23 protein-coding genes and 2 tRNA genes are annotated in these 26077 nt (G+C 64.8%); 21 read left to right on the top strand and 4 right to left on the bottom strand.

Annotated features, from left to right (window positions below):
* Window positions 1-2 precede the first annotated feature (2 nt).
* From nuoI to pnp, 15 genes are all read left to right on the top strand, one after another.
* Window positions 3-491 carry an NADH-quinone oxidoreductase subunit NuoI gene (gene nuoI / locus ACZK2G_RS15490; protein WP_006381128.1) on the top strand — a complete coding sequence of 163 codons (489 nt, stop codon included), beginning with the start codon at window positions 3-5 and terminating at the stop codon, window positions 489-491.
* A gap of 9 nt (window positions 492-500) precedes the next feature.
* Entirely contained in the window at window positions 501-1157 is a 657-nt protein-coding gene (locus ACZK2G_RS15485; protein WP_046983973.1) for an NADH-quinone oxidoreductase subunit J, read from the top strand.
* Entirely contained in the window at window positions 1154-1459 is a 306-nt protein-coding gene (nuoK, locus tag ACZK2G_RS15480) for an NADH-quinone oxidoreductase subunit NuoK (protein ID WP_006381125.1), read from the top strand. The genes ACZK2G_RS15485 and nuoK overlap by 4 nt, the downstream gene beginning before the upstream one ends.
* Before the next feature lie 7 nt (window positions 1460-1466).
* Window positions 1467-3632: an NADH-quinone oxidoreductase subunit L gene (gene nuoL, locus ACZK2G_RS15475; protein ID WP_046983972.1), complete on the top strand. Its 2166-nt coding sequence runs from the start codon at window positions 1467-1469 to the stop codon at window positions 3630-3632.
* A gap of 23 nt (window positions 3633-3655) precedes the next feature.
* A complete protein-coding gene (locus ACZK2G_RS15470) occupies window positions 3656-5164 on the top strand; it encodes an NADH-quinone oxidoreductase subunit M (RefSeq protein WP_006381122.1) in 1509 nt (502 codons plus the stop codon).
* Between the two features lie 15 nt (window positions 5165-5179).
* A complete protein-coding gene (gene nuoN, locus ACZK2G_RS15465; protein WP_478473775.1) occupies window positions 5180-6640 on the top strand; it encodes an NADH-quinone oxidoreductase subunit NuoN in 1461 nt (486 codons plus the stop codon).
* A gap of 128 nt (window positions 6641-6768) precedes the next feature.
* Window positions 6769-6845 (top strand) — tRNA-Met (locus ACZK2G_RS15460).
* Between the two features lie 82 nt (window positions 6846-6927).
* Window positions 6928-7004 (top strand) — tRNA-Met (locus ACZK2G_RS15455).
* A 357-nt stretch (window positions 7005-7361) separates the two neighbouring features.
* Window positions 7362-7952 (top strand): ribosome maturation factor RimP, encoded by a 591-nt coding sequence (rimP, locus tag ACZK2G_RS15450; RefSeq protein WP_006381060.1) that lies wholly within the window; start codon window positions 7362-7364, stop codon window positions 7950-7952.
* A gap of 4 nt (window positions 7953-7956) precedes the next feature.
* A complete protein-coding gene (gene nusA / locus ACZK2G_RS15445) occupies window positions 7957-9468 on the top strand; it encodes a transcription termination factor NusA (protein ID WP_006381058.1) in 1512 nt (503 codons plus the stop codon).
* A gap of 92 nt (window positions 9469-9560) precedes the next feature.
* Window positions 9561-12206, top strand: a complete 2646-nt coding sequence (infB, locus tag ACZK2G_RS15440; RefSeq protein WP_046983970.1) for a translation initiation factor IF-2 — start codon at window positions 9561-9563, stop codon at window positions 12204-12206.
* 124 nt (window positions 12207-12330) lie between these two features.
* A complete protein-coding gene (rbfA, locus tag ACZK2G_RS15435; RefSeq protein WP_012511702.1) occupies window positions 12331-12714 on the top strand; it encodes a 30S ribosome-binding factor RbfA in 384 nt (127 codons plus the stop codon).
* A 109-nt stretch (window positions 12715-12823) separates the two neighbouring features.
* Window positions 12824-13732, top strand: a complete 909-nt coding sequence (gene truB, locus ACZK2G_RS15430; protein WP_478473773.1) for a tRNA pseudouridine(55) synthase TruB — start codon at window positions 12824-12826, stop codon at window positions 13730-13732.
* 173 nt (window positions 13733-13905) lie between these two features.
* Window positions 13906-14166, top strand: coding sequence for a 30S ribosomal protein S15 (gene rpsO, locus ACZK2G_RS15425; RefSeq protein WP_005410445.1), 261 nt, complete (start codon window positions 13906-13908; stop codon window positions 14164-14166).
* A gap of 151 nt (window positions 14167-14317) precedes the next feature.
* Window positions 14318-16426: a polyribonucleotide nucleotidyltransferase gene (gene pnp, locus ACZK2G_RS15420; RefSeq protein ID WP_046983968.1), complete on the top strand. Its 2109-nt coding sequence runs from the start codon at window positions 14318-14320 to the stop codon at window positions 16424-16426.
* A 132-nt stretch (window positions 16427-16558) separates the two neighbouring features.
* Here pnp and ACZK2G_RS15415 read toward each other — a convergent pair whose 3' ends face one another.
* Complete coding sequence (locus ACZK2G_RS15415) at window positions 16559-17545, bottom strand: hypothetical protein (protein ID WP_248298510.1); 987 nt, start codon at window positions 17543-17545, stop codon at window positions 16559-16561.
* A 205-nt stretch (window positions 17546-17750) separates the two neighbouring features.
* Here ACZK2G_RS15415 and ACZK2G_RS15410 point away from each other — a divergent pair, with 205 nt between their 5' ends.
* The gene (locus tag ACZK2G_RS15410) at window positions 17751-18941 is read left to right on the top strand and encodes a glycoside hydrolase family 18 protein (protein WP_046983967.1); all 1191 of its coding nucleotides are present in this window, start codon (window positions 17751-17753) and stop codon (window positions 18939-18941) included.
* 36 nt (window positions 18942-18977) lie between these two features.
* Here the strand turns inward: ACZK2G_RS15410 and ACZK2G_RS15405 are convergent, their stop codons facing one another.
* Genes ACZK2G_RS15405 through ACZK2G_RS15395 form a run of 3 tightly spaced genes read right to left on the bottom strand, consistent with a single transcriptional unit; the run spans window position 18978 to window position 21107 of the window.
* Complete coding sequence (locus tag ACZK2G_RS15405) at window positions 18978-20537, bottom strand: PepSY-associated TM helix domain-containing protein (RefSeq protein ID WP_046983966.1); 1560 nt, start codon at window positions 20535-20537, stop codon at window positions 18978-18980.
* 10 nt (window positions 20538-20547) lie between these two features.
* Window positions 20548-20811: a hypothetical protein gene (locus tag ACZK2G_RS15400; RefSeq protein ID WP_046983965.1), complete on the bottom strand. Its 264-nt coding sequence runs from the start codon at window positions 20809-20811 to the stop codon at window positions 20548-20550.
* Window positions 20811-21107, bottom strand: a complete 297-nt coding sequence (locus tag ACZK2G_RS15395) for a hypothetical protein (RefSeq protein ID WP_046983964.1) — start codon at window positions 21105-21107, stop codon at window positions 20811-20813. The genes ACZK2G_RS15400 and ACZK2G_RS15395 overlap by 1 nt, the downstream gene beginning before the upstream one ends.
* Before the next feature lie 429 nt (window positions 21108-21536).
* On the opposite strand from ACZK2G_RS15395, the gene thrS reads away from it, so the two are divergent.
* The 5 genes from thrS to ACZK2G_RS15370 all read left to right on the top strand — a co-directional run bounded on the left by thrS (window position 21537) and on the right by ACZK2G_RS15370 (window position 26071).
* On the top strand, window positions 21537-23438 hold the full coding sequence (gene thrS / locus ACZK2G_RS15390) for a threonine--tRNA ligase (protein WP_046983963.1): 1902 nt from the start codon (window positions 21537-21539) through the stop codon (window positions 23436-23438).
* Between the two features lie 49 nt (window positions 23439-23487).
* A complete protein-coding gene (infC, locus tag ACZK2G_RS15385; RefSeq protein WP_136639961.1) occupies window positions 23488-24030 on the top strand; it encodes a translation initiation factor IF-3 in 543 nt (180 codons plus the stop codon).
* Window positions 24031-24314: 284 nt separating this feature from the next.
* Window positions 24315-24512 (top strand): 50S ribosomal protein L35, encoded by a 198-nt coding sequence (gene rpmI, locus ACZK2G_RS15380; RefSeq protein ID WP_005410436.1) that lies wholly within the window; start codon window positions 24315-24317, stop codon window positions 24510-24512.
* Window positions 24513-24523: 11 nt separating this feature from the next.
* Window positions 24524-24883, top strand: a complete 360-nt coding sequence (rplT, locus tag ACZK2G_RS15375) for a 50S ribosomal protein L20 (protein ID WP_005410435.1) — start codon at window positions 24524-24526, stop codon at window positions 24881-24883.
* A 192-nt stretch (window positions 24884-25075) separates the two neighbouring features.
* Window positions 25076-26071, top strand: coding sequence for a phenylalanine--tRNA ligase subunit alpha (locus ACZK2G_RS15370; RefSeq protein ID WP_012511694.1), 996 nt, complete (start codon window positions 25076-25078; stop codon window positions 26069-26071).
* The last annotated feature ends 6 nt before the right edge of the window (window positions 26072-26077 follow it).

Below are 26077 nucleotides of genomic sequence, written 5' to 3'. Positions count from 1 at the left end.
TGATGAACAGGATTACCCATTACTTCAAGAGCCTTCTGCTGCTCGAACTGCTGGGCGGCCTTTGGCTGACGCTGAAGTACAGCTTCAAGCCCAAGTACACGATGATGTACCCGATGGAGAAGTTCCCGCAGTCGCCGCGCTTCCGTGGCCTGCACGCCCTGCGCCGTTACCCCAACGGTGAAGAGCGCTGCATCGCCTGCAAGCTGTGCGAAGCGGTGTGCCCTGCATTGGCCATCACCATCGACTCGGCCAAGCGCGAGGACGGCACCCGCCGTACCACGCGCTATGACATCGATCTGTTCAAGTGCATCTTCTGTGGCTTCTGTGAAGAAAGCTGCCCGGTGGACTCGATCGTCGAAACCCACATCCTCGAGTACCACTTCGAGAATCGTGGCGAAAACATCGTTACCAAGCCGCAGCTGCTGGCCCTGGGCGACCGTCTCGAGTCCGAGATCGCCGAGCGTCGCGCCGCCGATGCCGCTTACCGCTGAGGTCGAGAGATGGATTGGGTAAATATCGCTTTCTGGGTCTTCGCCATCGCGGCAACGGTTTCGGCCGGTGCGGTGATCAGCGTGCGCAATCCGGTGCATGCCGTTCTGTGTCTGGTGCTGACCTTCTTCTCCATCGCCTGCGTGTGGCTGCTGGTCGGCGCCGAGTTCCTCGGTGTGGCACTGGTGCTGGTGTATGTCGGCGCTGTGATGGTGCTGTTCCTGTTCGTGGTGATGATGCTCGACATCGATCCCACCAAGCTGCGAGAGGGTTGGGTGCGCTACCTGCCGGTCGGCCTGATCGTCGCCGTGGCGATGCTGGTGCAGATGCTGATCCTGATCGGCGTGAAGGGCAGGGCGGTCACCCCGTTCCCGGCCGACAACGCCGCCGCGCTCGCCGCCGACAGCTCCAACGTCACCTGGCTGGCCCGTACGCTGTTCACCGAGTACCTGCTGCCGTTCGAGTTCGCTGCGGTCATCCTGACCGTGGCCGTGGTGGCCGCCGTGATGCTGACCCTGCGTCGCCGTACCGGCGTGAAGAGCCAGAACCCGGGCGAGCAGACCATGGTCAAGGCCGGCCAGCGCCTGCGCATGGTCAAGATGGACGCCGAAGCGCCGGTCGTGCACAGCAACAGCAAGCCGGCCACCGGCGAGGAGACCCAGCCGTGATTACCCTTGGCCACATGCTTGCGCTTGGCGCGGTGCTGTTCGCCATCAGCCTGGCCGGCATCTTCCTCAACCGGAAGAACGTCATCGTCCTGTTGATGTCGATCGAGCTGATGCTGTTGTCGGTGAACGTCAATTTCGTCGCCTTCTCGCGTCAGCTGGGCGATCCGTCCGGCCAGCTGTTCGTGTTCTTCATCCTGACCGTCGCCGCCGCGGAAGCCGCCATCGGCCTGGCGATCCTGGTGACCCTGTTCCGTACCCGACGCACGATCAATGTCGGCGAAGTCGATTCGTTGAAGGGCTGATCCACAGATGGAAATCACTCTCTCCAAGAGTCTGTTGATCGCAGTGGTGCTTGCACCGCTGTTCGGCAGCATCATCGCCGGCCTGTTCGGTCGCCAGGTCAAGCGCTTCGGTGCGCAGACCATCACCATCCTCGGCGTCGCGGTGGCCTGCGGTCTGTCGATGTACACGCTCTACCAGCTGCTGTGGGGCGGTGCGCAACCGTTCAACCAGAACATCTACACGTTCTTCGAAGTCGGCCAGTACTCGGCCCATGTCGGCTTCATGGTCGACAAGCTGACCGCGATGATGATGGTGGTGGTGACCTTCGTGTCGCTGCTGGTCCACATCTACACGATCGGCTACATGCAGGACGATCCGGGCTATCAGCGGTTCTTCAGCTACATCTCGCTGTTCACCTTCTCGATGCTCACCCTGGTGATGAGCAACAACTTCCTGCAGCTGTTCTTCGGCTGGGAAGCGGTGGGCCTGGTGTCGTACCTGCTGATCGGCTTCTGGTTCAAGCGCCCGACCGCGATCTTCGCCAACATGAAGGCGTTCCTGGTCAACCGCGTCGGTGACTTCGGCTTCCTGCTCGGCATTGCCGGCGTGCTGTGGGTGTTCGGCACCCTGGATTACTCGCAGGTGTTCTCGCAGGCCGGCATGCTGGCCGACCCGCGCGCCCAGCTGCAGATCTGGGACGGCACCATGTTCGGCATGCAGCTGTTGAATGAGCCGGTGATCTGGTCGATCGCCACCGTCATCTGCATCTGCCTGTTCATCGGTGCCATGGGCAAGTCGGCCCAGGTCCCGCTGCACGTGTGGCTGCCGGACTCGATGGAAGGCCCGACCCCGATTTCGGCACTGATCCACGCCGCGACGATGGTGACCGCCGGTATCTTCATGGTCACCCGCATGTCGCCGCTGTTCGAGCTGTCGCAGACCGCGTTGAACTTCATCCTGTTCATCGGTGCGACCACGGCCTTCTTCACCGGCCTGATCGGCATCGTGCAGAACGACATCAAGCGCGTCGTCGCGTACTCCACGCTGTCGCAGCTGGGCTACATGACCGTCGCACTGGGCGTGTCGGCCTATTCGGCGGCCGTGTTCCACCTGATGACCCACGCCTTCTTCAAGGCGCTGCTGTTCCTGGGTGCCGGTTCGGTCATCATCGCGATGCACCATGAGCAGGACATGCGCAAGATGGGCGGCCTGCGCAAGTACATGCCGATCACCTTCGTCACCATGTGGATCGGTACCCTGGCCCTGGTCGGTACGCCGTTCTTCTCCGGTTTCTACTCGAAGGACACCATCATCGAAGCGGCCGAGATCCACGCCCACATGCAGAACAGCTGGGTGGCCACCTATGGCTACTGGGCTGTGCTGGGTGGCGTGCTGGTGACCAGCTTCTACAGCTTCCGCCTGCTGTTCATGACCTTCCATGGCAAGGAGCGCTTCCGCGACGCGCACAATGACGATCATGGCCATGGCCATGACGATCACCACGCTGCTGATGCGCATCATGGCGACGCGCACCATGACGACCACGGCCATGGCCACGGTCCGCATGAGCCGCACGAAACCCCGTGGGTGGTGACCCTGCCGCTGATCCTGCTGGCCATCCCGTCGATCGCCATCGGTTTCTTCAGCATCGGTCCAATGCTGCACGGTACCGACTGGGCGGGTAATCACGCTCACGCGGCGATCAAGGGCCAGGCACAGACGTTCTTCACCGGTGTCGTGGACTTCTACGATCCGGCCAAGAACACCGTTGCCTTCCTCGGTGAGGAGTTCCATGGCCCGGTCGCGTTCGCGCTGCACGGCATGATGCTGCCGCCGTTCTGGCTGACCCTGGCAGGCTTCCTGCTGGCCGCGCTGTTCTACCTGTGGAAGCCGGACCTGTCGGGCAAGGCGCGCAAGACCTTTGCTCCGCTGGTGTCGGTGCTGGAAAACAAGTACGGCTTCGACAAGCTGTGGATCGATGGCTTTGCCGGTGGCGGTGTCAAGCTGGGCAAGGTCTCGCGCTGGATCGACAGCAACATCGTCGATGGCGTGGTCAATCTTTCGGCACGTGTTGTGGACGTTGCAGCCGGCGTGCTGCGTCGTACCCAATCCGGTTTCCTCTATCACTACGCCTTCGCGATGATCATCGGCCTGATTGCCCTTCTGGGCGTGCTGATGCATTACCTGCGTTGATGACCTGTACGGAATAAGAAGACGTGTCGAACTGGCCTCTACTCAGTGTCCTCATCTGGCTGCCGATCATCGGTGGCGCCCTGATCCTTGCGATCCGTGATGCGCAGACCGCCCGCTGGGCGTCCCTGGGCGTCGCCGTGCTGACCTTCGTGGCGAGCCTCTCGCTGCTGAGCGGCTACAACGCGGGTGTCGACGGCATGCAGTTCGTCGAGACCCATGCCTGGATCCCGGCGTACAAGATCGGCTACAACCTGGGCGTGGACGGCATTGCCGTGGCGCTGATCCTGCTGACCACGCTGGTCAGCGTGCTTGCCCTGATCGGTGCCTGGAGCGCGATCGACAAGCGCGTCAACCAGTACGTGGCGGCCTTCCTGATCCTGGAAGGTGTCACCGTCGGTATCTTCGCCGCAACGGACGCGATGCTGTTCTACGTGTTCTTCGAAGCGATGCTGATCCCGATGTTCCTGATCATCGGTGTCTGGGGCGGCCCGCGCCGCATCTACGCCGCGCTGAAGTTCTTCCTGTACACCTTCCTCGGCTCGGTGCTGATGCTGGTGGCGCTGATCTACCTGTACATGAAGGGCGGCAGCTTCCAGCTGGCCGACCTGTACGCGCTGCCGCTGTCGGCCAAGGAACAGACCTGGATCTTCTTCGCCTTCCTGATCGCCTTCGCGGTCAAGGTGCCGATGTTCCCGGTCCACACCTGGCTGCCTGACGCCCACGTGGAAGCGCCGACCGCCGGTTCGGTGATCCTGGCCGCCATCGCCCTGAAGATCGGTGGCTACGGCTTCCTGCGCTTCAACCTGCCGATCGTCCCGGACGCGTCGCAGGAATGGGCCTGGCTGGTGATCGCGCTGTCGCTGATCGCGGTGATCTACGTCGGCCTGGTCGCGCTGGTGCAGGACGACATGAAGAAGCTGATCGCCTATTCGTCGATCGCGCACATGGGCTTTGTCACCCTGGGTACCTTCATCGCCCTGTGGTTGGTGCGTGAAGCCGGCAACGCCGATGCCGCCCGCCTGGGCCTGCAGGGCGCGATGGTGCAGATGATCTCGCACGGCTTCGTGTCCGGCGCGATGTTCTCCAGCGTCGGCGTGCTGTACGACCGCATGCACAGCCGCCGCATCGCCGATTACGGCGGCGTGGTCAACGTGATGCCCTGGTTTGCCACTTTCGCCATGCTGTTCTTCATGGCCAACGCAGGCCTGCCGGGCACCAGCGGTTTCGTCGGCGAGTTCATGGTCATCCTCGCGGCCTTCCAGCGTAATCCGTGGATCGCGCTGGGCGCGGCCACCACCCTGATCATCGGCGCCGCCTACACCCTGTGGCTGTACAAGCGCATCTTCTTCGGCGAAGTGGCGAACAGCCATGTTGCCGAACTGAAGGACATCAACGGCCGCGAATGGCTGGTGCTGGGCGTGTTCGCCATCGGCGTGCTGGCCCTGGGCATCTACCCCAAGCCGCTGACCGACCTGATGGAGCCCTCGATCGCGAAGCTGGCGATGCAGATCGCATCCAGCAAGCTGCTGTAATTCCAGGATTTGATGATGACCACCTCGCCGCTGCTGCCATTGACCGCCGCTGACCTGCCACCGCTCGCCCCCGAGCTGGTGCTGATCGGCAGCGCCTTCGCCCTGATGATCCTCGACCTGTTCGTCAGCAACCGGAACAAGCTCGTCACCCACCTGTTCTCGCTCGCTGCGCTGGCCGTGGTGCTGTTCATGCTGGCCACCGGCGTGGGCGGGCAGGGGGAGGTCTTCCATGGCATGTTCGTGCGCGATACCGCCGCGGACGTGATGAAGACCGGGATCGTTCTGCTCAGCGGCCTGACCCTGGTCTATGGCTGGCGCTACCTGCGTGACCGCAACCTGTTCCAGGGCGAGATCCCCGTGCTGATCCTGTTCGGCACCGCCGGCATGATGATCCTGGTCTCGGCCGGCAGCCTGCTGATGGTCTACCTGGGCCTGGAACTGCTGGCGCTGTGCTCCTACGCGCTGGTTGCCAGCAACCGTGAGAACGGCCTGGCGTCGGAAGCGGCGATGAAGTACATCGTGCTGGGCTCGCTGGCCTCGGGTCTGCTGCTGTACGGCATGTCGCTGATCTACGGCGCCACCGGCAGCCTGCACCTGGACGTGATCCGTGAGGCCATCCCGCACTCGGAAGAGCGCGTGCTGCTGATCACCGGTGCGGTGTTCATGATCGCCGGCGTTGCCTTCAAGCTGGGTGCCGCGCCGTTCCACATGTGGCTGCCCGACGTCTACCAGGGGGCTCCGGCACCGATCGCGCTGTTCATCAGCTCGGCACCGAAGCTGGCTGCCTTCGGCATGGCCTACCGCCTGCTGGAGATGGGCGTGGGCCCGCTGTCGGCCGAACTGCAGCTGCTGATTGCCGGCCTGGCCGCGGTCTCGCTGGTGATCGGCAACCTGATGGCCGTCGCGCAGAGCAACCTCAAGCGCATGCTGGCGTTCTCCACCGTTTCGCACATCGGCTTCCTGCTGATGGGCATTGCTGGTGGCGGTTCGCAGGGCTATGCCGCCGCGCTGTTCTACGCACTGGCTTACGCCATCATGTCGACCGCGGCCTTCGGTGCGATCATCGCGCTGTCGCGTGCCGGTTTCGAAGCCGAGAACATCGAAGACTTCAAGGGCCTGAATGCCCGCAACCCGTGGATGGCCGGCCTGGTGCTGTGCATCATGGCGTCGCTGGCTGGCATCCCGCCGTTCCTGGGCTTCTGGACCAAGCTGGCGGTGCTGGGCGCAGCCATCAACGGTGGCCTGCTGTGGTTGGCCATCCTGGGTGTGCTGTGTGCCGTGGTCGGCTGCTTCTACTACCTGCGCGTCATCAAGGTCATGTACTTCGATGAGCCGGTAGGCGAGGCCATGCCGCGAAGCAACGACCGCGTGCTGGGCCTGGTGCTGGGCGTGAACGCACTGGCGCTGCTGGCGCTGGGCCTGGCCTGGAACCCGATCATGATCTGGTGCCAGAAGGCATTTGCGCATATTGCATAAAAGTTGACACAAAGCTGCGCGATTCGTGTAATATGCGCAGCCTGAGTTGTCACTGCAGCGGTTCAGCCAGAACATCGTTGCAGGGCGCCTCCCTCGCCAGAGAGGGGCAGCAGTTCAAACACTTCCGGTGCGGGGTGGAGCAGTCTGGCAGCTCGTCGGGCTCATAACCCGAAGGTCGCAGGTTCAAATCCTGCCCCCGCTACCAACTTCATATCGGCGCCAACCGGTTTGATGAATGAGGAAAAGCTTGCATGTTTTGAAGCTATGCCTCATAATTCCGCTTCTGATGCGGGGTGGAGCAGTCTGGCAGCTCGTCGGGCTCATAACCCGAAGGTCGCAGGTTCAAATCCTGCCCCCGCTACCAAGTAAAGAATGCGCCTTCGAAGTCCTGCTTCGAAGGCGTTTTTCTTTTGTGCTTCCGCTCGATCCGCGGGGCCATGCCCGGCGAGCGCAGCGGCAGGTTCAAGGGTGGTCCAAGCCTTGCACCAGCGCGGTGCAGTCGCTATCATCAGCGGCCTAGCAGTACCCCTGAAGGCGGCCTCCCAGCGGGAGTCCACACCCGGAAGGAGGGCCGCAACCGGCAGGCAATGCAGGTTGCAACCGGAATCCAGTCACCGGAGTCTTTCCGGAAAAGGGGCCCAGCGGGCCCTTTGTCGTTTCCGGGGCGTCATGTTTCCACGCCGGCCAAGGCCGGCACCCAACCAAGAGATCAAGGCAGGCTGTGAGCGACAAGGCAACCGACATCGCGAATCTGCTCGCCCCGACCGTTGTGTCGCTGGGCCTGGAGCTGCTGGGCGTTGAATATCTGCCGGCCCCCGGCGGTGCGACCCTGCGCCTTTACATCGACGTGCCGCTGGCTGAGCAGCCGGAGCGCATCATCAATGTCGACGACTGCGAGCGGGTCAGCCGCGAAGTGTCGGCACAGATGGACGTCGAAGACCCGATCAGCGGCAACTACACGCTGGAAGTGTCTTCGCCGGGTGTCGATCGTCCGCTGTTCAATCTGGAACAGTTCGGCCGCCACCTCGGCGAATCGGCCAAGGTCACGCTGAAGCTGCCGCAGGACAACCGTCGTCGCCTGCAGGGCCGCATCGAGGCGATCGACGAAGCCGCGGGCGCCATCACCTTCATTGTCGACAAGGCCGAAGTGGTCGTGTCGGCGGACAACATCGACAAGGCACGGATCATGCCCGACTGGGTCGCGCTGGGGCTCGCCCCGAGCAAGCCGACCGGTCCGGCACCGAAGCGTCCGAAGCCGAAAACGAATTCTTCTTCCAACGAGCCGGCGGCAAAGAAGCCGCGCGCGGAGTGAGCCAATGAGCAAGGAACTGTTGCTGGTAGTCGACGCAGTCGCCAACGAGAAGGGCGTGCCGCGTGAAGTGATCTTCGATGCCATCGAGGCCGCCCTGGCCTCGGCAGCGAAGAAGCGCTATCCCGACGAGGAAGTGCTGACCCGCGTGGTCATCGACCACAAGGATGGCAGCTACGAAACCTTCCGCCGCTGGGAAGTGGTGGCCGATGACGTGGTCATGGAATCGCCGGATCGCCAGATCCGCCTGATGGATGCCGTCGACGAAGCCGAAGGCGTGGACGTCGGCGATTACATCGAAGAGCAGATCGAAAACCCGGATTTCGGCCGCATCGCCGCCCAGGCTGCCAAGCAGGTGATCGTGCAGCGCGTGCGCGAAGCCGAGCGCCAGCAAGTCGTGGATGCATGGAAGGACCGTGTCGGCGAGCTGATCACCGGCGTGGTCAAGCGCGCCGAGCGCGGCAACATCTATGTCGACCTGGGCGGCAACGCCGAAGGCTTCATTCCGAAGGACAAGGGCATTCCGCGCGACGTGCTGCGCGCCGGTGACCGCGTGCGCGGCTACCTGGCCGAAGTGCGCTCGGAACCGCGTGGCCCGCAGCTGTTCATCAGCCGCGCCGCCCCGGAATTCATGATCGAGCTGTTCAAGCTGGAAGTGCCGGAAGTCGGCCAGGGGCTGGTGGAAATCAAGGCCTGTGCCCGTGATCCGGGTGACCGCGCCAAGATCGCCGTGCTCGCCCACGACCAGCGCACCGATCCGATCGGTGCCTGCATCGGCATGCGCGGTTCGCGCGTGCAGGCCGTGTCCAACGAGCTCAATGGCGAGCGCGTGGACATCGTGCTGTGGAACGACAATCCGGCCAACTTCGTCATAAATGCGATGGCACCGGCTGAAGTGCAGTCGATCATCGTCGATGAAGACAAGCATTCGATGGACCTGGCCGTGGCGGAAGACCGCCTGGCCCAGGCGATCGGCAAGGGCGGCCAGAACGTGCGCCTGGCCAGCCGCCTGACCGGCTGGCAGCTCAACGTGATGACCCAGGACCAGGTCACCGCCAAGTCGGAGGCCGAGCAGGCTTCGGCCCGCCAGCTGTTCATGGACAAGCTGGAAGTGGACGAGGAAATCGCCGGCATCCTGGTCAGCGAAGGCTTCGGCACCGTCGAGGAAATCGCATATGTACCGGTCGGCGAACTGCTGGCCGTGGAAGGTTTCGACGAGGACATCGTCGAAGAGCTGCGCGCTCGTGCCCGCGATGCGCTGCTCAATGAGGCCCTGGCAGTCGAGGAAGGCCTTGAAGACGGCCAGCCGGCGCAGGACCTGCTGTCCCTGAAGGGCATGGACGAAGCCACCGCGTATGCGCTGGCCGGCCACGGCGTGCGTACCAGCGAGGAGTTGTCCGACCTGGCCGCCGACGAGGTCATGGACTTCGGCATCGAAGGGCTGGACCAGGCGCGCGCCGCTGCGCTGATCCTGGCCGCGCGTGCCGAGGAGATCGCCCGACTGGAACGCGGCGAATGAGCCGGCAATGAACAGGGCCCTGAGCCGATCAGGGCGTAGAATCCGCGCCACCTCCAGATGCGGGGGGGCGCCCACAAGATCATAGGATCCGAATGTCGCAGCAAACCACCATCCGCAAGCTTGCCGAACTGGTCAACACGCCGGTCGAAAAACTGCTGGAACAGCTGGCCGGTGCCGGCATGAAGTTCAGCGGTCCCGACCAGGTCGTGACCAGTTCTGAAAAAGTGAAGCTTCTTGGCTTCCTCCGTCGTTCGCACGGCAAGCCCGAGCAGGCCCCGGAAGAGACTGATCAGTCTGCAAAGAAGATCACGCTCAACCGTCGGAAGCAGCAGGAAGTGACGGTCAATTCCGGTCGCAGCAAGACGACCGTGAACGTCGAGGTGCGCCAGAAGCGTACCTACGTCAAGGCTGATGGTGGTCGCGCGATGACCCCGGACGAAGAGCGCGCCGACATCCTGCGCAAGCTGGAAGAGTCGCGTGCGCGCAACCTTGCCGAGCAGCAGGCGCTGGCCGAGAAGGACCGCCTGCGTGACGAGGCCATCGTCCGCGCCCGCGAGGAAGAAGTCGCGGCCAAGGAACGTGCCGAGGCCGAGAAGAAGGCGGCCGAGGAAGCTGCGGTTGCCGCCAAGGCGGCCGAAGCGCTCGCTGCCAGCCAGCCCAAGGTGCGTGCACCCATCGATGAAACCGCGCCGCGCCCGCCGCGTGCGCCCGCTGCAGCCCCGGCCGCGCCGCGTGGTGCGCCGCCGCGCAGCGACGATCGCAACAACCGCAGCGCGCCGCGCAATGAGCGCGGCCCGGGCGACCGCTTCGCCGGCCAGATGCATCTGTCGGCGGCCGACCGTGCGCGTCGTGGCAACAGCAACAACAGCAACAACCGTGGTCGTCCGGGTAGCCGGAACCAGGCCGGTGGCCGTCGTGACATGTCGCGCGGTGGCAACAACGCCGGTCCGCACGGCTTCGAGCGTCCGACCGCACCGGTGGTGCGTGAAGTGGCGATCGGCGAGACCATCACCGTGGCCGACCTGGCACAGAAGCTCGCGCTGAAGGGCGGCGAGGTGGTCAAGGCGCTGTTCAAGATGGGCGTGATGGCCACCATCACCCAGTCCATCGACCATGACACCGCCGCGCTGGTCACCGAAGAGCTGGGCCACAAGGCCATTCGTGCCAACGACAACGATGCCGAAGACGCACTGCTGGCCTCCGCTGGCGAGAACCAGGGCGAAGCCGTGCAGCGTCCGCCGGTGGTCACCATCATGGGCCACGTCGACCACGGCAAGACCTCGCTGCTGGATTACATCCGCCGTACCAAGGTCGCCACTGGCGAAGCCGGCGGCATCACCCAGCACATCGGTGCCTACCACGTCGATACGCCGAAGGGCGTCATCAGCTTCCTGGACACCCCGGGCCACGCCGCGTTCACCTCGATGCGTGCCCGCGGTGCCAAGCTGACCGACATCGTGGTGCTGGTGGTTGCAGCCGACGACGGCGTCATGCCGCAGACCAAGGAAGCGATCCAGCACGCCCGTTCGGCGGGTGTGCCGCTGATCGTGGCCATCAACAAGATCGACAAGTCCGGCGCCGACCCGATGCGGGTCAAGAACGAACTGCTCTCCGAGCAGGTCGTGGCCGAAGACTTCGGTGGTGACATCCAGATGGTGGAGATCTCGGCCAAGACCGGCCTGGGCATCGACGACCTGCTGGACGCGGTGTCGGTACAGGCCGAGCTGCTGGAACTGAAGGCTGTCGATGAAGGTCGCGCCAATGGTGTTGTCATCGAATCCTCGCTGGACAAGGGCCGCGGCCCGGTCGCGACGGTGCTGGTGCAGCAGGGCCGCCTGAAGAAGGGCGACTACCTGGTGTGCGGCATCCAGTACGGCCGCGTGCGTGCACTGTTCGACGAAACCGGCAAGCAGCCGGAGTTTGCCGGACCGTCCATCCCGGTACAGGTCCTGGGCCTGTCCGGCGTGCCGGAAGCCGGTGACGACTTCGTCGTCGTCGACGACGAGCGCCTGGCCAAGGACGTCGCCCAGCAGCGTGAAACCAAGCGCCGTGAATCGCGCCTGGTCGCCACCGCTGGCAGCCGCATGGAAGACATCATGGCGACCCTGGGCAAGGGCGAGGGCCAGCAGGTCCTCAACCTGGTCATCAAGGCCGACGTGCAGGGTTCGGTGCAGGCGCTGAGCCAGGCACTGGTCGCGCTGTCCAACGAAGACATCCGCATCAACGTGATCCACTCCGGCGTGGGCGGCATCACCGAGTCGGACGCCAATTCGGCGGCCGCTTCGAAGGCCACCGTCATCGGCTTCAATGTGCGTGCGGATGCTTCGGCCCGCCGCATCATCGAATCCAACGGCGTGGATCTGCGTTACTTCTCGATCATCTATGACGTGATCGATCAGGTGAAGCAGGTGGCCTCCGGTCTGCTGGGCGTGGAGATCCGCGAAGAGATCATCGGTATCGCCGAGGTCCGCGACGTGTTCCGCAGCTCCAAGCTGGGCGCCGTGGCCGGCAGCATGGTCATCGAGGGTGTGGTCAAGCGCAACAAGCCGATCCGCGTCCTGCGCGACAGCGTGGTGATCTTCGAAGGCGAGCTGGAATCGCTGCGTCGCTTCAAGGAAAACGTCGAGGAAGTCCGCAACGGTACCGAATGCGGTATCGCGGTGAAGGCCTACAACGACGTCAAGCCGGGTGACCAGATCGAGTGCTTCGAGCGTATCGAAGTGCCGCGCACCCTGTAATGCTGTGCAGTGGCCCGACCAACGGTCGGGCCCTGCCATGATGTAGAACCCGACCAACGGTCGGGTACCATGTAGATGTAGCGCCCGACCGTTGGTCGGGCGACAACTGAACCAAGAGTCCCTCGTGCCCAAGACTTTCCACCGAACCGACCGTGTCTCCGCCCAGCTGCGCCGTGAACTCGGCACCCTGGTGCACAACGCCGTGCGCGAGCATGGGTTGCCCTCGGTGAGCGTGTCCGACGTGGAAATCACCCGCGACATGGCCCATGCCAAGGTGTTCGTCACCGCACTGATGCCCGAGCGTTCGGCCGAAGCCGTCGCCGGCCTGAAGGAGCTGGGCTATCGCCTGCGCATGGACCTGGCCCGGGCGATGAAGCTGCGCCATGTGCCTGAGCTGCATTTCCACTACGACGACTCGGTCGATCGCGGTGAGCATATCGACAACATCCTGCGCGACCTGCCCGATACGCTGGCCGCGGAGAAGCGTCGCGAAGGCGACGACGAATAACCGCGCGACGCCGGGCATGCCCGGCGTTGTTGCATTCCGGCCGCGCGATGTCTGATGCAGACCGCGCTGAGCGCTCGCCGGGCATGGCCCGGCGCTACCCGTACCTGTCATGACCCGAATTCAGTTCCGCCGCCTGGATGGCATCCTGCTGCTCGACAAGTCCGCCGGCATGAGCTCCAACGCCGCCCTGCAGGTGGCACGCCGCCTGTTCCGTGCCGAGAAGGGCGGCCACACTGGCAGCCTGGATCCGTTGGCCACCGGCCTGCTGCCGCTGTGCTTCGGCGAGGCGACCAAGATTGCCGGCCTGCTGCTGGGCTCGGCCAAGGCCTATGACGCCGAGATCGTGCTTGGCCAGACCACCGACACCGACGATGCCGAGGGCCAGGTGCTGCTGCAGCGGCCGGTGCCGCAGATCAGTGCCGAGGCGCTGCAGGCCGCGCTTGCAGCGCTGACCGGCAGCATCCGCCAGCGTGCCCCGATCTATTCGGCGCTGAAGCAGGGGGGTGAACCGCTGTATGTGAAGGCCCGCCGCGGGGATGCCATCGAGGCACCCGAGCGCGAGGTCCAGGTGCACGCCATCGAGGTGCTGGAGCAGCAGCCGGAGCGGTTGCGCCTGCGCGTGACCTGTGGCTCGGGCACCTACATCCGCAGCCTGGCCCGTGACCTCGGTGAAAGCCTGGGCTGCGGTGCCCACATCAGTGCGCTGCGCCGGCTCTGGGTCGAGCCCTTCCATCAGCCGGCCATGGCCACCCTGGACCAGCTGCGGGCGATGGTCGAGGCGGGCGACGAGGCCGGCATGGACGCGCTGCTGCTGCCGCTGGCTGCCGGCCTGGCTGAATACCCACGGGTTGAGCTGGATGCCGACCAGGTTCACCGCTTCTGTGTCGGCCAGCGCCAGCGCGATCCCTCCTGGCCACGCGGGCTGGTTGCCGTGTTTGGTCCGGACGCGGTTGTCCAGGGACTGGGCCAGGTCGATGACAGCGGGCTGCTGGCGCCGCAGCGTCGTTTCAACCTCTGACCCGGGCAGGCCGGTTCAGCCCCGGACCTTGTCCCGGAGCCCCCTGGCCGTTACAATTTCGCGGCCGTTTTCCGGCAGCCTGCCTTGCGCAGGTTTCATCCTCGTAGTCCACGGCGAGCCTGGCGGTGCGCGAAGCGCGTTCCTGCCGGCCACGCATCACTGAGAAAAAAGAAATGTCGATCGACACCCAGAAGGTCATTGAAGACAACAAGCGCAGCTCGGCTGACACCGGCTCCCCGGAAGTCCAGGTTGCACTGCTGACCGCCCGCATCGAACTGCTGACCGGCCACTTCAAGACCCACAAGAAGGACCACCACAGCCGCCGCGGCCTGCTGCAGATGGTCAACCGCCGTCGCAGCCTGCTCGACTACCTGAAGAAGAAGGACGTCGAGCGTTACAAGGCCCTGATCGAGAAGCTTGGCCTGCGTCGCTAAGCAACGAATCCCCCGCGGCGCAGCGATGCGCCGCGGTTTTGTTTTGTAGCACCGCAATCCCCGATTCAGGCCGGAACGATCCGGTCACCCGCTGGCGGCAAGGGTCGCCGACGGTCCAATTCGCAGACAGCATCCCCAAGGACATCCATCCGTGGCAAAAATCACCAAAACCTTCCAGTACGGCAAGCACACCGTCACGCTTGAGACTGGCGAAATCGCCCGCCAGGCCGGTGGCGCCGTCATCGTCAAGTTCGACGACACCGTGCTGCTGGTCTCCGCCGTTGCCGCCAAGAGCGCGCGTGAGGGCCAGGACTTCTTCCCGCTGACCTGCGACTATCAGGAGAAGTTCTACGCCGGTGGCCGCATCCCGGGTGGCTTCTTCAAGCGTGAAGGCCGCGCGACCGAGAAGGAAACCCTGATCTCGCGCCTGATCGATCGTCCGATCCGTCCGCTGTTCCCGGAAGACTACAAGAACGAAGTCCAGATCATCGCCACGGTGATGTCGCTGAACCCGGAGATCGACGGTGACATCCCGGCACTGATCGGTGCATCGGCCGCGCTGTCGCTGGCCGGCACCCCGTTCAAGGGCCCGATCGCTGCCGCCAAGGTCGGTTACAAGGACGGTGAGTACATCCTCAACCCGACCGTGTCCGAGCTGAAGGATTCGCAGCTGGAGCTGGTTGTTGCCGGTACCGCCAACGCCGTGCTGATGGTGGAATCCGAAGCCGCGCTGCTGTCCGAAGACGTGATGCTGGGCGCCGTGACCTTCGGTCACCGCGAAATGCAGAAGGTCATCAACGCCATCAACGAGCTGACCGTCGAAGCCGGCACCAAGCCGTCGACCTGGGAAGCCCCGGCCAAGAACACCGCGCTGATCAGCGCCGTGCAGGAAGCGGTCGGCCCGCGCCTGGGCGAAGCCTTCCAGGTGCGTGACAAGCTGCAGCGCCGTGACGCCATCTCGGCGATCAAGAAGGACGTGGTCGAGTCGCTGGCCGGCCGCGTTGCCGCCGAAGGCTGGAACCCGGCCGAGCTGTCGAAGGAATTCGGCGAGCTGGAATACAGCACCATGCGCAACTCGGTGCTGGACACCAAGGTCCGCATCGACGGCCGTGCGCTGGACACCGTCCGCCCGATCGCGGTGAAGACCAGCGTGCTGCCGCGTACCCACGGTTCCTCGCTGTTCACCCGTGGTGAGACCCAGGCCATCGTGACCATCACCCTGGGCACCGCCCGTGATGGCCAGGTCATCGATGCCGTCTCTGGTGAGTACAAGGAAAACTTCCTGTTCCACTACAACTTCCCCCCGTACTCGGTGGGTGAGACCGGCCGCATGATGGGCCCGAAGCGTCGCGAGATCGGTCACGGCCGTCTGGCCAAGCGCGGCGTGCTGGCAGTGATGCCGTCGCTGGAGTCGTTCCCGTACACCATCCGCGTCGTCTCGGAAATCACCGAGTCGAACGGTTCCTCGTCGATGGCCTCGGTCTGCGGTTCGTCGCTGGCCCTGATGGACGCCGGCGTGCCGGTGAAGGCCCCGGTTGCCGGTATCGCCATGGGCCTGGTCAAGGAAGGCGATCGCTTCGTCGTCCTGTCCGACATCCTGGGTGACGAAGATCACCTGGGCGACATGGACTTCAAGGTTGCCGGTACCGCCGAGGGCATCTCTGCCCTGCAGATGGACATCAAGATCGAAGGCATCACCGAAGAGATCATGAAGCAGGCTCTGCAGCAGGCCAAGGCTGGCCGTCTGCACATCCTGGGCGAAATGGCCCACGGCCTGACCGCCCCGCGTGAGGAGCTGTCGGACTACGCGCCGCGCCTGCTGACCATCAAGATCCACCCGGACAAGATCCGCGAAGTGATCGGCAAGGGTGGTTCGACCATCCAGGCCATCACCAAGGAAACCGGCACCCAGATCGACATCCAGGATGACGGCACCATCGTCATCGCTTCGGTCAACGCCATCGCTGCGCAGGCTGCCAAGGCCCGCATCGAGCAGATCACCTCGGACGTCGAGCCGGGCCGCATCTACGAAGGCAAGGTCGCCAAGATCATGGACTTCGGTGCGTTCGTCACCATCCTGCCGGGCAAGGATGGCCTGGTGCACGTGTCGCAGATCTCCAGCGACCGCGTCGAGAAGGTCGGCGACGTGCTGAAGGAAGGCGATGTGGTCAAGGTCAAGGTGCTGGAAGTGGACAAGCAGGGCCGTATCCGCCTGTCGATGAAGGCCGTTGAAGAAGGCGACGCCGTCAGCGCCGAATAATCGGTATTGCTGATTGTGCGGTGGGTGAGGGCCGTTGGTCCTCACGCTTTCGCAAATGAAGAAGCGGGCCTCGGCCCGCTTTTTCTTTGCCTGCCGCCATCAGGCAGCGCCGGGCCATGCCCGGCGGGGCTACTACGCTTCCTCGTCTTCCTCTTCCCCCAGCCACCACACCTGGCCCGGCTCGGGGTCACTCAGCGGATGCTCGCGCTGTTCGATGGCCTCCAGCACGCGTCCCGCGCCAGCCGCCGTCCACGCCGCCATAAGCTTCTCCACCGCAGCCCGGCCTTGTGCGGCAATGCCCAGATTGCGATCGCGTCCCCAGCCTTCGTCGTCATCTGCGTCGCCATCATCATGCTGGTGTGGCGTGCCATAGCTGCAGCGCAGGCAGAGGTGGCGCACCGAATGGGTCCAGTCCTCGACCAGGCCGATGCCGGGCAGGCTCAGTCCACGTAGTGCGGCGATGTCCTCGGCCGCGTCGCATTGCACGAACACCGCATAGGTAGCCATGTCCGATTGCTGCAGGCGTTGCATGGCGTTGAACACGGGCACATGGCGCTCACCGTACAGGCGTTGTCCAGTAGAGGCGCCGTCGTGCAGCACGATGTCGCCGAAGCGGAATCCGCTCTCGGGCAACGGCACGTTCTCTACCCGTGCTCGCACCGGGTCCAGTCGGCGCATGTAGACGGTTTCGCCACTTGACCACGGATTCAGGCGCACACAGGCGACGCCGAAATTGCCTTCGATCGGGCCTTCACCTTCCGGCACGGCGATGCCGCATTGGTTCCACTGCCTGCGTGCTTCCACCCAGTCACCCGCGCCGGTGGCGGCAATGCCGGCATTCCACGCGGTAGCGACGTCGAATTCGTCGCGCAGCTGTTCCGAGCGCAGGTTGTCCTGCAGTGAAGCGGGCCAGTCACGCAGGTACTTGTGTGCCAATCCGCGCATGTAGTGCAGGTGGGGGATGCAAGGGGTCAGTTCGACCAGTTCGCCGAACAGATCGGCTGCATCGACCAGATCGCCCTCGTCGAATGCCGCATAGGCACGCGCCTCCAGTGCCTGCAGCTTTTCCAGTGTCTCGTCGTCAAGCGGTTCGCCATCTGCGTCGTGGTCTGTGCTCATGTCCGTGTGTCGGTAAAAATCCAGCGACACCATAGCCCAGCCAGGCCGCATGTTGTCCTGCAGCGACCTGCTTTCGACATGGATTGGCCAGGCCCGTGGCAGCTTGCAACAACCGGTGCCTGTCCGCGGGACGACATGCCGCGACAACCGTCCCACAGCCCCATCGGTTTGCTAACGTGGCTGCGCCTTTGAACCGGGAGATCCCATGTTCCGCCAGACCGTGGCCGTCCTTGCCGTGCTGATTGCCGGTGCCTTGCCCATCGCCGCGCACGCCGCGCCGGCGCAGCCGCCGATCTTCGGTGCCTACTACCCAGGTGGTTCGGCCGAGCGCTACCCGGTGTCGAGCATTCCCGCCGAGCGCCTGACCCATCTGTTCTACGCGTTCTCCACCATCGAGGACGGCCGCTGCACGGTTGGTGCGGAAGCGCCGAAGAACTTCGCCGCGCTGGCTGAACTAAAAAAGGCGCATCCGCACCTGCGCACGCTGATTTCGATCGGTGGCTGGGGCGCGGGTGGGTTTTCCGATGCAGCACTGACCGAGGCCAGCCGCAAGCGCCTGGTCGACTCGTGCATGGCGCTGTTCTTCGATCGTCATGCTGGCAGTTTCGATGGCGTGGACATCGACTGGGAATTCCCGGTCAGCGGTGGGCCGAAGGAGCTGGCGCACCGCCCGCAGGATCGCGCCAACCTGACCAAGCTCGCGCAGGCGTTCCGCGCGGCACTCGACGCGCGCGGCCGCAAGGCGGGGCAGCCGATGCTGCTGACTGCAGCGCTGGCGGCCGGTCGCCTGCAGACCGATGGCCCCTACGATCCCGCGGCGAGCTATGACCTGCCGGCGTTGGCCAGGGTGTTCGATTTCATCAACCTGATGAGCTACGACATGGGCACCGGCTTCTCGGCGGTGTCGACCTTCAATGCGCCACTGCACGAGGTGTCGGCTGACCCGCTGGCGCCGGAACTGCGACGTTGGAACAACGTGGCCGGCGCGGTGCAGTACTACCGCGAGCACGGTGTGCCGGCCGACAAGCTGGTGCTGGGCGTGCCGTTCTACGGACGCGGCTTCAAGGTCACCGGCGATGCTGCCGACGGGTTGTACCAGGCCTACAGTGCTCCGGCCGATGCTGGCGACTGGCGGGTGATCAAGGCGCGTTTTCTCGACCAGACGGGTTGGACGAAGCACTGGCAGCCGCAGGCGCAGAGCCCCTGGCTGTACAACCCGGAGCAGAAGATATTCATCAGCTATGAAGACCCGCGCTCGATCGGCCTGCGTGCGCAGTTCGCCCGCGAGCAGGGCCTGGCCGGGGTATTCATGTGGGAGCTGACCGGCGACGACGAACAAGCCAGCCTGCTCAACGCGATGCTGGGCCCGTGGCAGAAGGCCCGCATCGGCGATTGACCGCTTCGGTAGCGCCGGGCCATGCCCGGCGTCGGCTCAATCGGCCCAGACGCTGTTCGGGTCGCCGTGGCGGGCACGGCGCTGGCTGGCCACCGCCAGGCGGGCGAAGCCGAAGGCCATGGCCAGCGCGATCGCATCGACCCAGAACAGCGGCCAGTGGCCGCGCGCGGCCGCGCGCCACAACCAGTCGCCATTGAGTGCGCCGTGCACGACCGGCACCAGCGCGGTACTGATCGCTGCGGCCCACAGCAACTCGCGTGCGGCCTGTGCCGGCCGTCGCAGTGCTGCCCACAACGCGCACAACACCCAGCTGCCGAAGCAGGCCCAGCGGATGCCGTGGTCGACCGCCGACGGTGCCAGCCGCTCCAGCACCAAAGCGGTGACGAACGCGACCGAGATCGCCACGCAGAGGCCGATGCAGACGCCGACCGTGGCCCGCGCCATGTTCACCCCGGCGCGTGGCTGCTGCGGCTGGCGGCGTTTGCGCCGCGACTCGATCCACAGCAGGTTGCCCGAGTAGAACAGGAAGGCGCCACCCAGGCCGAGCAGGAAGTACAGCCAGACCACCACGCCGTTGCCGAACTCGCCGAAGTGCAGCGCATAGGCAGCGCTGAGCGTGGCATGGTTGGCGTCGCGCTGGCCGGGCAGCTGGGACGCCAGGACGTTGCCGGTAGCCACGTCCAGCGCCACCGCGCCGAGCGGGCCGAGGGTGCCGCTGGATTCACCGGTGATCTCGATGGTGGCGTTGGCGTCGCCGGCATTGGCCAGCTTCAGGTAGGCCGGCTCGAAACTGGCCACACCCTGTGCCCGCGCGACTTCCAGTGCCCGTGCATGCAGCACGCGCAGGCTGCCCGGCGGCGCCGGGATGCCAGTGGCCTCGCGCACCGGTGCGGTGTCCATCGCCGTCGGCACTGCCTGCAGCGCCTTGCCGTCGTAGATCAACGGATTGAGCAGTGCCATCTGCACGAATACCAGGCAAAGCAGAGCGCCGGTCACCGCGAACATCAGGTGGAAGGGCAGGCTGAGCACGCCGATCACGTTGTGGGCGTCCTGCCACAACTGCTTGAGATTGCGGCCGGGACGCAGTGCGAACAGGTCGCCGAACAACTTCGGCAGGTGGATCACCAGGCCGCTGAGCAGGGCCATGCCATACAGCAGGCTGACGATGCCCATGACGTAGATGCCGGCCACCGGCAGGCCGAGGCTGTAGTGCAGTTCGTTGACCAGTTCGGCCAGCCCGGTCTGCGGCGGCGTCGGACTGCCGGCGATCTGCCCTGGCCAGGCGTAGCGCCAACTGCCGTCGTCCGCCTGCCAGTAAGCCAGCGGTTGCGGGTGTTCAGCGCCGGGGAAGGTCATGCCGATGTGGCGGCGCGCCTCCGGATGCGCGGCCAGCACGTCTTCCAGCAGGTACTGTGCGTCGTCCAGGCCGGCCGGCAATGCGCTGGCTGCGCCCGGGGTCTGCCATAGCGGCAGGTCGTGGTGGAACAGGGTCAGTGCACCGGCATAGAAGGCTACGAACAGGCCGAAGCCGGCGACCAGGCCGACCCAGGTGTGCAGGGTGGTGAACGTGCGCAGGGTCTGCGAACTGAACTTCATGGGGTGTGTCTCATTGCACCGCGCCGGTGAGGCGCAGCAGCCCGAGCGCGGCAAAGCCGACGGCGGCACTGCCCGCCAGCACCAGCCAGGCGCGCAGCGCACTGCGGAAGCTGAATGCCCACAGGGCGGCCAGCATCCATAGCGGGATGAAAGCGATCAGGGTGGGGACCAGGGCACGCTGCCAGGGGCCGGGCGGCAGCCACGCCAGCAGGCCGGTTACAGCGGCTGCCAGGAAGAAGCCGGCAACAATGCCGGCGAAGGCGCGCGGCCACATCAGGGCGACTCCGTGCCGGGACGATGCCAGGCGGCCAGTGCCGGCAGCAGCATCGCCGCCAGCATCCAGGTGCACAGCATCGCCACCAGGCCGGCGGCAAATCCGAGCTCGGCCATCCACAGCCACAGCGCGGCAACGGCCGCGACCAGGCCGATCTGCCGCCCGAGGCGGCCGGCGCGGCGCAGGCGTGGCCAGCGGCAGTGCGTCGAGGCGGCATAGAACGCCAGCGCCGAGAACATCGCTGCCAGCATGCCCAGGCTGCAGAAGCCGAGCGTGGAAAGGCCGACGGTGATCATTGCGCGCGACCGGCGCCGCAGCGGGCTGGCGAACGCGGGGCACGGGCGGGGCCGGCGGGAGCCGGTCGGAGCGGGTGGCGCATCACGGGGTCCTGGGGGGAAGCGGGCAGGCTGGCACGGGGCGACCTGCGCCGACATGGTAATCATTGCAATTTGACGCCGCCAGCGAAGCCCATTCAGCGGGCCGTACGGTAGCCCTTGGGCTTTCCCCTGCGCTGGTTTAAGATCATTGTTGAATCCTGACTGGAACAAGGTGGCCCGCGCCCAGCGCCGGCCGAGCGTGCGACATGAGCACTACCACCGCCCACTGTTGACCTGCCCCCGAAGGCCCGAGTTCCCGGCGCCCTCGCGGCGCTTTTTTATTGCCCGGGCGCTGGCCCGGAACCGCTTTCCAGCCCGCCCGCGCGGGCCCCGCACGAAGCCACTGCGATGATCAACATTACTCTTCCCGACGGCAGCCGCCGCGAATTCGAAAACCCCGTCAGCGTCATGGACGTTGCCCAGTCGATCGGTGCCGGCCTGGCCAAGGCCACCATCGCCGGTTCGGTCGATGGTGTGCTGGTCGATGCCAGCGATGTCATCGACCACGATGCCAGCCTGCGCATCATCACCGCCAAGGACGAGGAGGGCGTGGAAATCATCCGCCATTCCTGTGCACACCTTGTTGGCCACGCCGTCAAGCAGCTGTACCCGGACGTGAAGATGGTGATCGGTCCGGTGATCGCCGAGGGTTTCTATTACGACATCTATTCCGAGCGCCCATTCACGCCCGAAGACATGGCTGCGATCGAAAAGCGCATGGGCGAGCTGATCGCCCAGGACTACGACGTCATCAAGAAGGTGACGCCGCGCGCCGAGGTGGTCGAGATCTTCAAGGCCCGTGGCGAGGACTACAAGCTGCGCCTGATCGAGGACATGTCCGACGATATCCAGGCGATGGGCATGTACTACCACCAGGAGTACGTGGACATGTGCCGCGGCCCGCACGTGCCGAACACGCGTTTCCTGAAGGCCTTCAAGCTGACCCGCATTTCCGGTGCCTACTGGCGTGGTGATGCGCAGAACGAGCAGCTGCAGCGCATCTACGGCACCGCCTGGGCCGACAAGAAGCAGCTCGAGGCGTACATCAAGCGCATCGAGGAAGCCGAGATGCGCGACCACCGTCGCATCGGCAAGCAGCAGGACCTGTTCCACCTGCAGGAAGAGGCCCCGGGCCTGGTGTTCTGGCACCCGAAGGGCTGGGCGCTGTGGCAGGTGGTCGAGCAGTACATGCGCAAGGTGTACCGCAGCACCGGCTACGGCGAAGTGCGCTGCCCGCAGATCCTGGACGTGTCGCTGTGGCAGAAATCGGGCCACTGGGACAACTACCAGGACGCGATGTTCTTCACCGAATCGGAGAAGCGTACCTACGCGCTCAAGCCGATGAACTGCCCGGGCCACGTCCAGGTGTTCAACCAGGGCCTGCACAGCTACCGCGACCTGCCGATCCGCTATGGTGAGTTCGGCGCCTGCCACCGCAACGAGCCATCCGGCGCGCTGCACGGCATCCTGCGCGTGCGTGGTTTCACCCAGGACGACGGGCACGTGTTCTGCACGGAAAACCAGGTCGAGGCCGAAGTGACCGCGTTCCACCAGCAGGCGCTGGCGGTGTACCAGCACTTTGGCTTCGATGAGATCCAGGTCAAGATCGCCTTGCGACCGGAATCGCGCCTGGGTGACGACGCCACCTGGGACAAGGCCGAAGCCGCGCTGCGCTCGGCACTGTCCAGCAATGGCGTGGAATGGCAGGAGCTGCCGGGCGAGGGCGCCTTCTACGGCCCGAAGATCGAGTACCACCTGAAGGACGCCATCGGCCGTACCTGGCAGCTGGGCACGATGCAGGTCGACTTCATGATGCCCGGCCGCCTTGGCGCGGAGTACGTGGACGAGAACAGCCAGAAGAAGCACCCGGTCATGCTCCACCGCGCCATCGTCGGCTCGATGGAGCGCTTCCTAGGCATCCTGATCGAGCACCATGCAGGGCAGTTCCCGGCCTGGCTGGCGCCGACCCAGGTGGTGGTGGCCAATATCACCGACGCCCAGGCTGAATACGTCTCGGACGTGACCAAAACCCTTGCGGATCAAGGCTTCCGCGTCAGCGCGGATTTGCGTAACGAGAAGATCGGCTATAAGATTCGCGAGCACACGCTGCAGCGCGTGCCGTACCTGCTGGTCATCGGTGACCGCGAGAAGGAAAACGGCGCTGTGGCGGTGCGTACGCGTTCTGGCGAAGATCTCGGCAGCATGAGCCTCCAGGCCTTCATCGAGCGGCTCCAGGCCGAGGGCGCGTAAGCAAAGGTCCGGCCCGTGCGCATTGGCGCCCGGGCCGGGTTCGACACCCTTGGGAGATCGCAATATCAGTACCCCTGACAACAAACAGAACCGCAAGAATCAGGAAATCCGTGTGCCGCGCGTCCGCGTGATCGGCAGTGACGGAGAAATGATCGGCGTGTTGACGCGTGACGAAGCGTTGTCCATGGCCGAAGATGAGGGCCTGGACCTGGTCGAGATCCAGCCGCAGGCCGACCCGCCGGTCTGCAAGATCATGGACTTCGGCAAGTTCAAGTTCGAAGCGCAGAAGAAGGCCAGCGAGGCCAAGAAGAAGACCAAGCAGGTCGAGATCAAGGAAGTGAAGTTCCGTCCGGTCACGGACGAGGGCGACTACCAGATCAAGCTGCGCAAGATGCGCGGTTTCCTTGAAGAAGGCGACAAGATCAAGGTCAACATCCGCTTCCGTGGCCGTGAAATGAGCCACCAGGAACTGGGTCGCGAGATGGCCAACCGGATCGAGTCCGATCTGGGTGAAGACATCGTCATCGAGTCCCGTCCGCGCCTGGAAGGGCGTCAGATGGTCATGATGATCGCGCCGAAGAAGAAAACCTGAGGCCTGACGGGCTGCCTTCCGGGGCGCCTGGCGGCTGAATGGAAAGGTGAAAGGGCGCCGCTGGCGCCCTTTTGCCTTTGTGCGGGCGGCTCCGCCGCCTGCGATGTGAAGACGGGCGTGAAAAGGGTGGCAGGGGCTGGTGATGGCCCCTGTTTGCCTGTATCATGCCCGGCTCGACCCACCCAGGACGGGTCGTACGCCGATCATGGCAGGACGGAAAGAGCGGCCCAGGCCGCCGCCAGATCAGTCAGAAACCAGGGTCATATCCCATCAAGGACATTGCAATGCCCAAGATCAAGACCAACCGGGCAGCGGCCAAGCGTTTCCGCAAGACCGCCTCGGGCAAGTACAAGTGCGGCCACGCCAACCGTAGCCACATCCTCACGAAGAAAGCGACCAAGCGTAAGCGTAATCTGCGTCAGACGGGCCATGTCCGTGCAGAAGACGCAGGCCGTCTGGACCGCATGCTCCCTTACCTCTGAGGAACTGAAAAATGGCACGAGTTAAGCGTGGCGTACAGGCGCGTCGCCGCCACAAGAAAATTCTGGATCTCGCCAAGGGCTATTACAACGCCCGTCGCAAGGTCTTCCGCGTTGCCAAGCAGGCGGTCATCAAGGCACAGCAGTACGCCTACATCGGCCGTAAGCAGAAGAAGCGCAACTTCCGTTCGCTGTGGATCACCCGCATCAATGCGGCTGCCCGCATCAATGGTCTGAGCTACAGCCGCTTCATGAACGGTCTGCTGAAGGCCGGCATCACCCTGGATCGCAAGGTCCTGGCTGACATCGCCGTGCACGACGCAGCCGGCTTTGCCGCACTGGCCGAAAAGGCCAAGGGCGCGCTGGCGGCATAAGTCCTTCCCGATGCCGTAACCGTTCCTCGGAACGGTGTCAGGTCAAGGCAATGCATGGGGAAGGGCGCAAGTCCTTCCCCATTCTTTTTTGGGTCCCGGCGTGGCCACAGCGGCAGCGCGGGGACGGCGGTGGCGACAGGGGTCGGCCCTTCGCGCATCGCGATGGCAGATCGACTGGAGTTCCGGCCCCCCATGAGCGACATCCAATCCCTCACCACCCAGGCGCTGGCCGATGTGGCCGCCGCACAGAGCCCCGACGTGCTGGAACAGCTGCGCGTGGCCCTGCTTGGCAAGAGCGGCAGCATCACTTCGCAGCTCAAGCAGCTCGGCGCGTTGCCGGCTGACGAGCGCAAGGCTGCCGGTGAAGCCATCAACCAGGCCCGCGATGCGCTGAGTCACGCGCTGGGCGAGCGCAAGGCGGTATTGGAAGACGCCGCACTGGACGCGCGCCTTGCCGCCGAATCGATCGACATCACTCTGCCGGGCCGCAGCGCCGAGCGCGCCGGCCTGCATCCGATCACCCGCACCCTTGAGCGCATCACTGGCATCTTCGGCCGGCTGGGCTACGAGCTGTCGGAAGGGCCGGAGATCGAGGATGACTGGCACAACTTCGAGGCGCTGAATTTCCCGCCGCACCACCCGGCGCGCGCCATGCACGACACCTTCTACTTTGGCGACGGCCGTCTGCTGCGCACGCACACCTCCGGTGTGCAGGTGCGCTACATGGGCGACCACGCGCCGCCGCTGCGCATGATTGCCGCCGGCAAGGTGTACCGCAGCGACAGCGACCAGACCCATTCGCCGATGTTCCACCAGGTGGAAGGCCTGCTGGTTGATGAGCATTCGACCTTCGCCGACCTGAAGGGCACGCTGGCCGAGTTCGTACGCGCGTTCTTCGAGCGCGATTTCGAAATGCGTTTCCGCCCCAGCTACTTCCCGTTCGTTGAACCGGGCGCGGAAGTGGACATCGCCTGGCAGCAGCCCGATGGCAGCACCCGCTGGCTGGAAGTGCTCGGCTGCGGCATGGTTCATCCGAACGTGCTGCGCAATGTCGGCATCGATCCGGAGCGCTACACCGGCTTCGCCTTCGGCATGGGCGTGGAGCGCTTCGCGATGCTGCGCTACGGCGTCAACGATCTGCGCGCGTTCTTCGAGAACGACGTGCGGTTCCTGAAACAGTTCGCGTAAACCACC

Source organism: Stenotrophomonas sp. 107298_Sma, from assembly GCF_056480345.1.
Note: the sequence above shows the minus strand (reverse complement) of the source record. Positions and strands in the feature narration are given on the sequence as shown.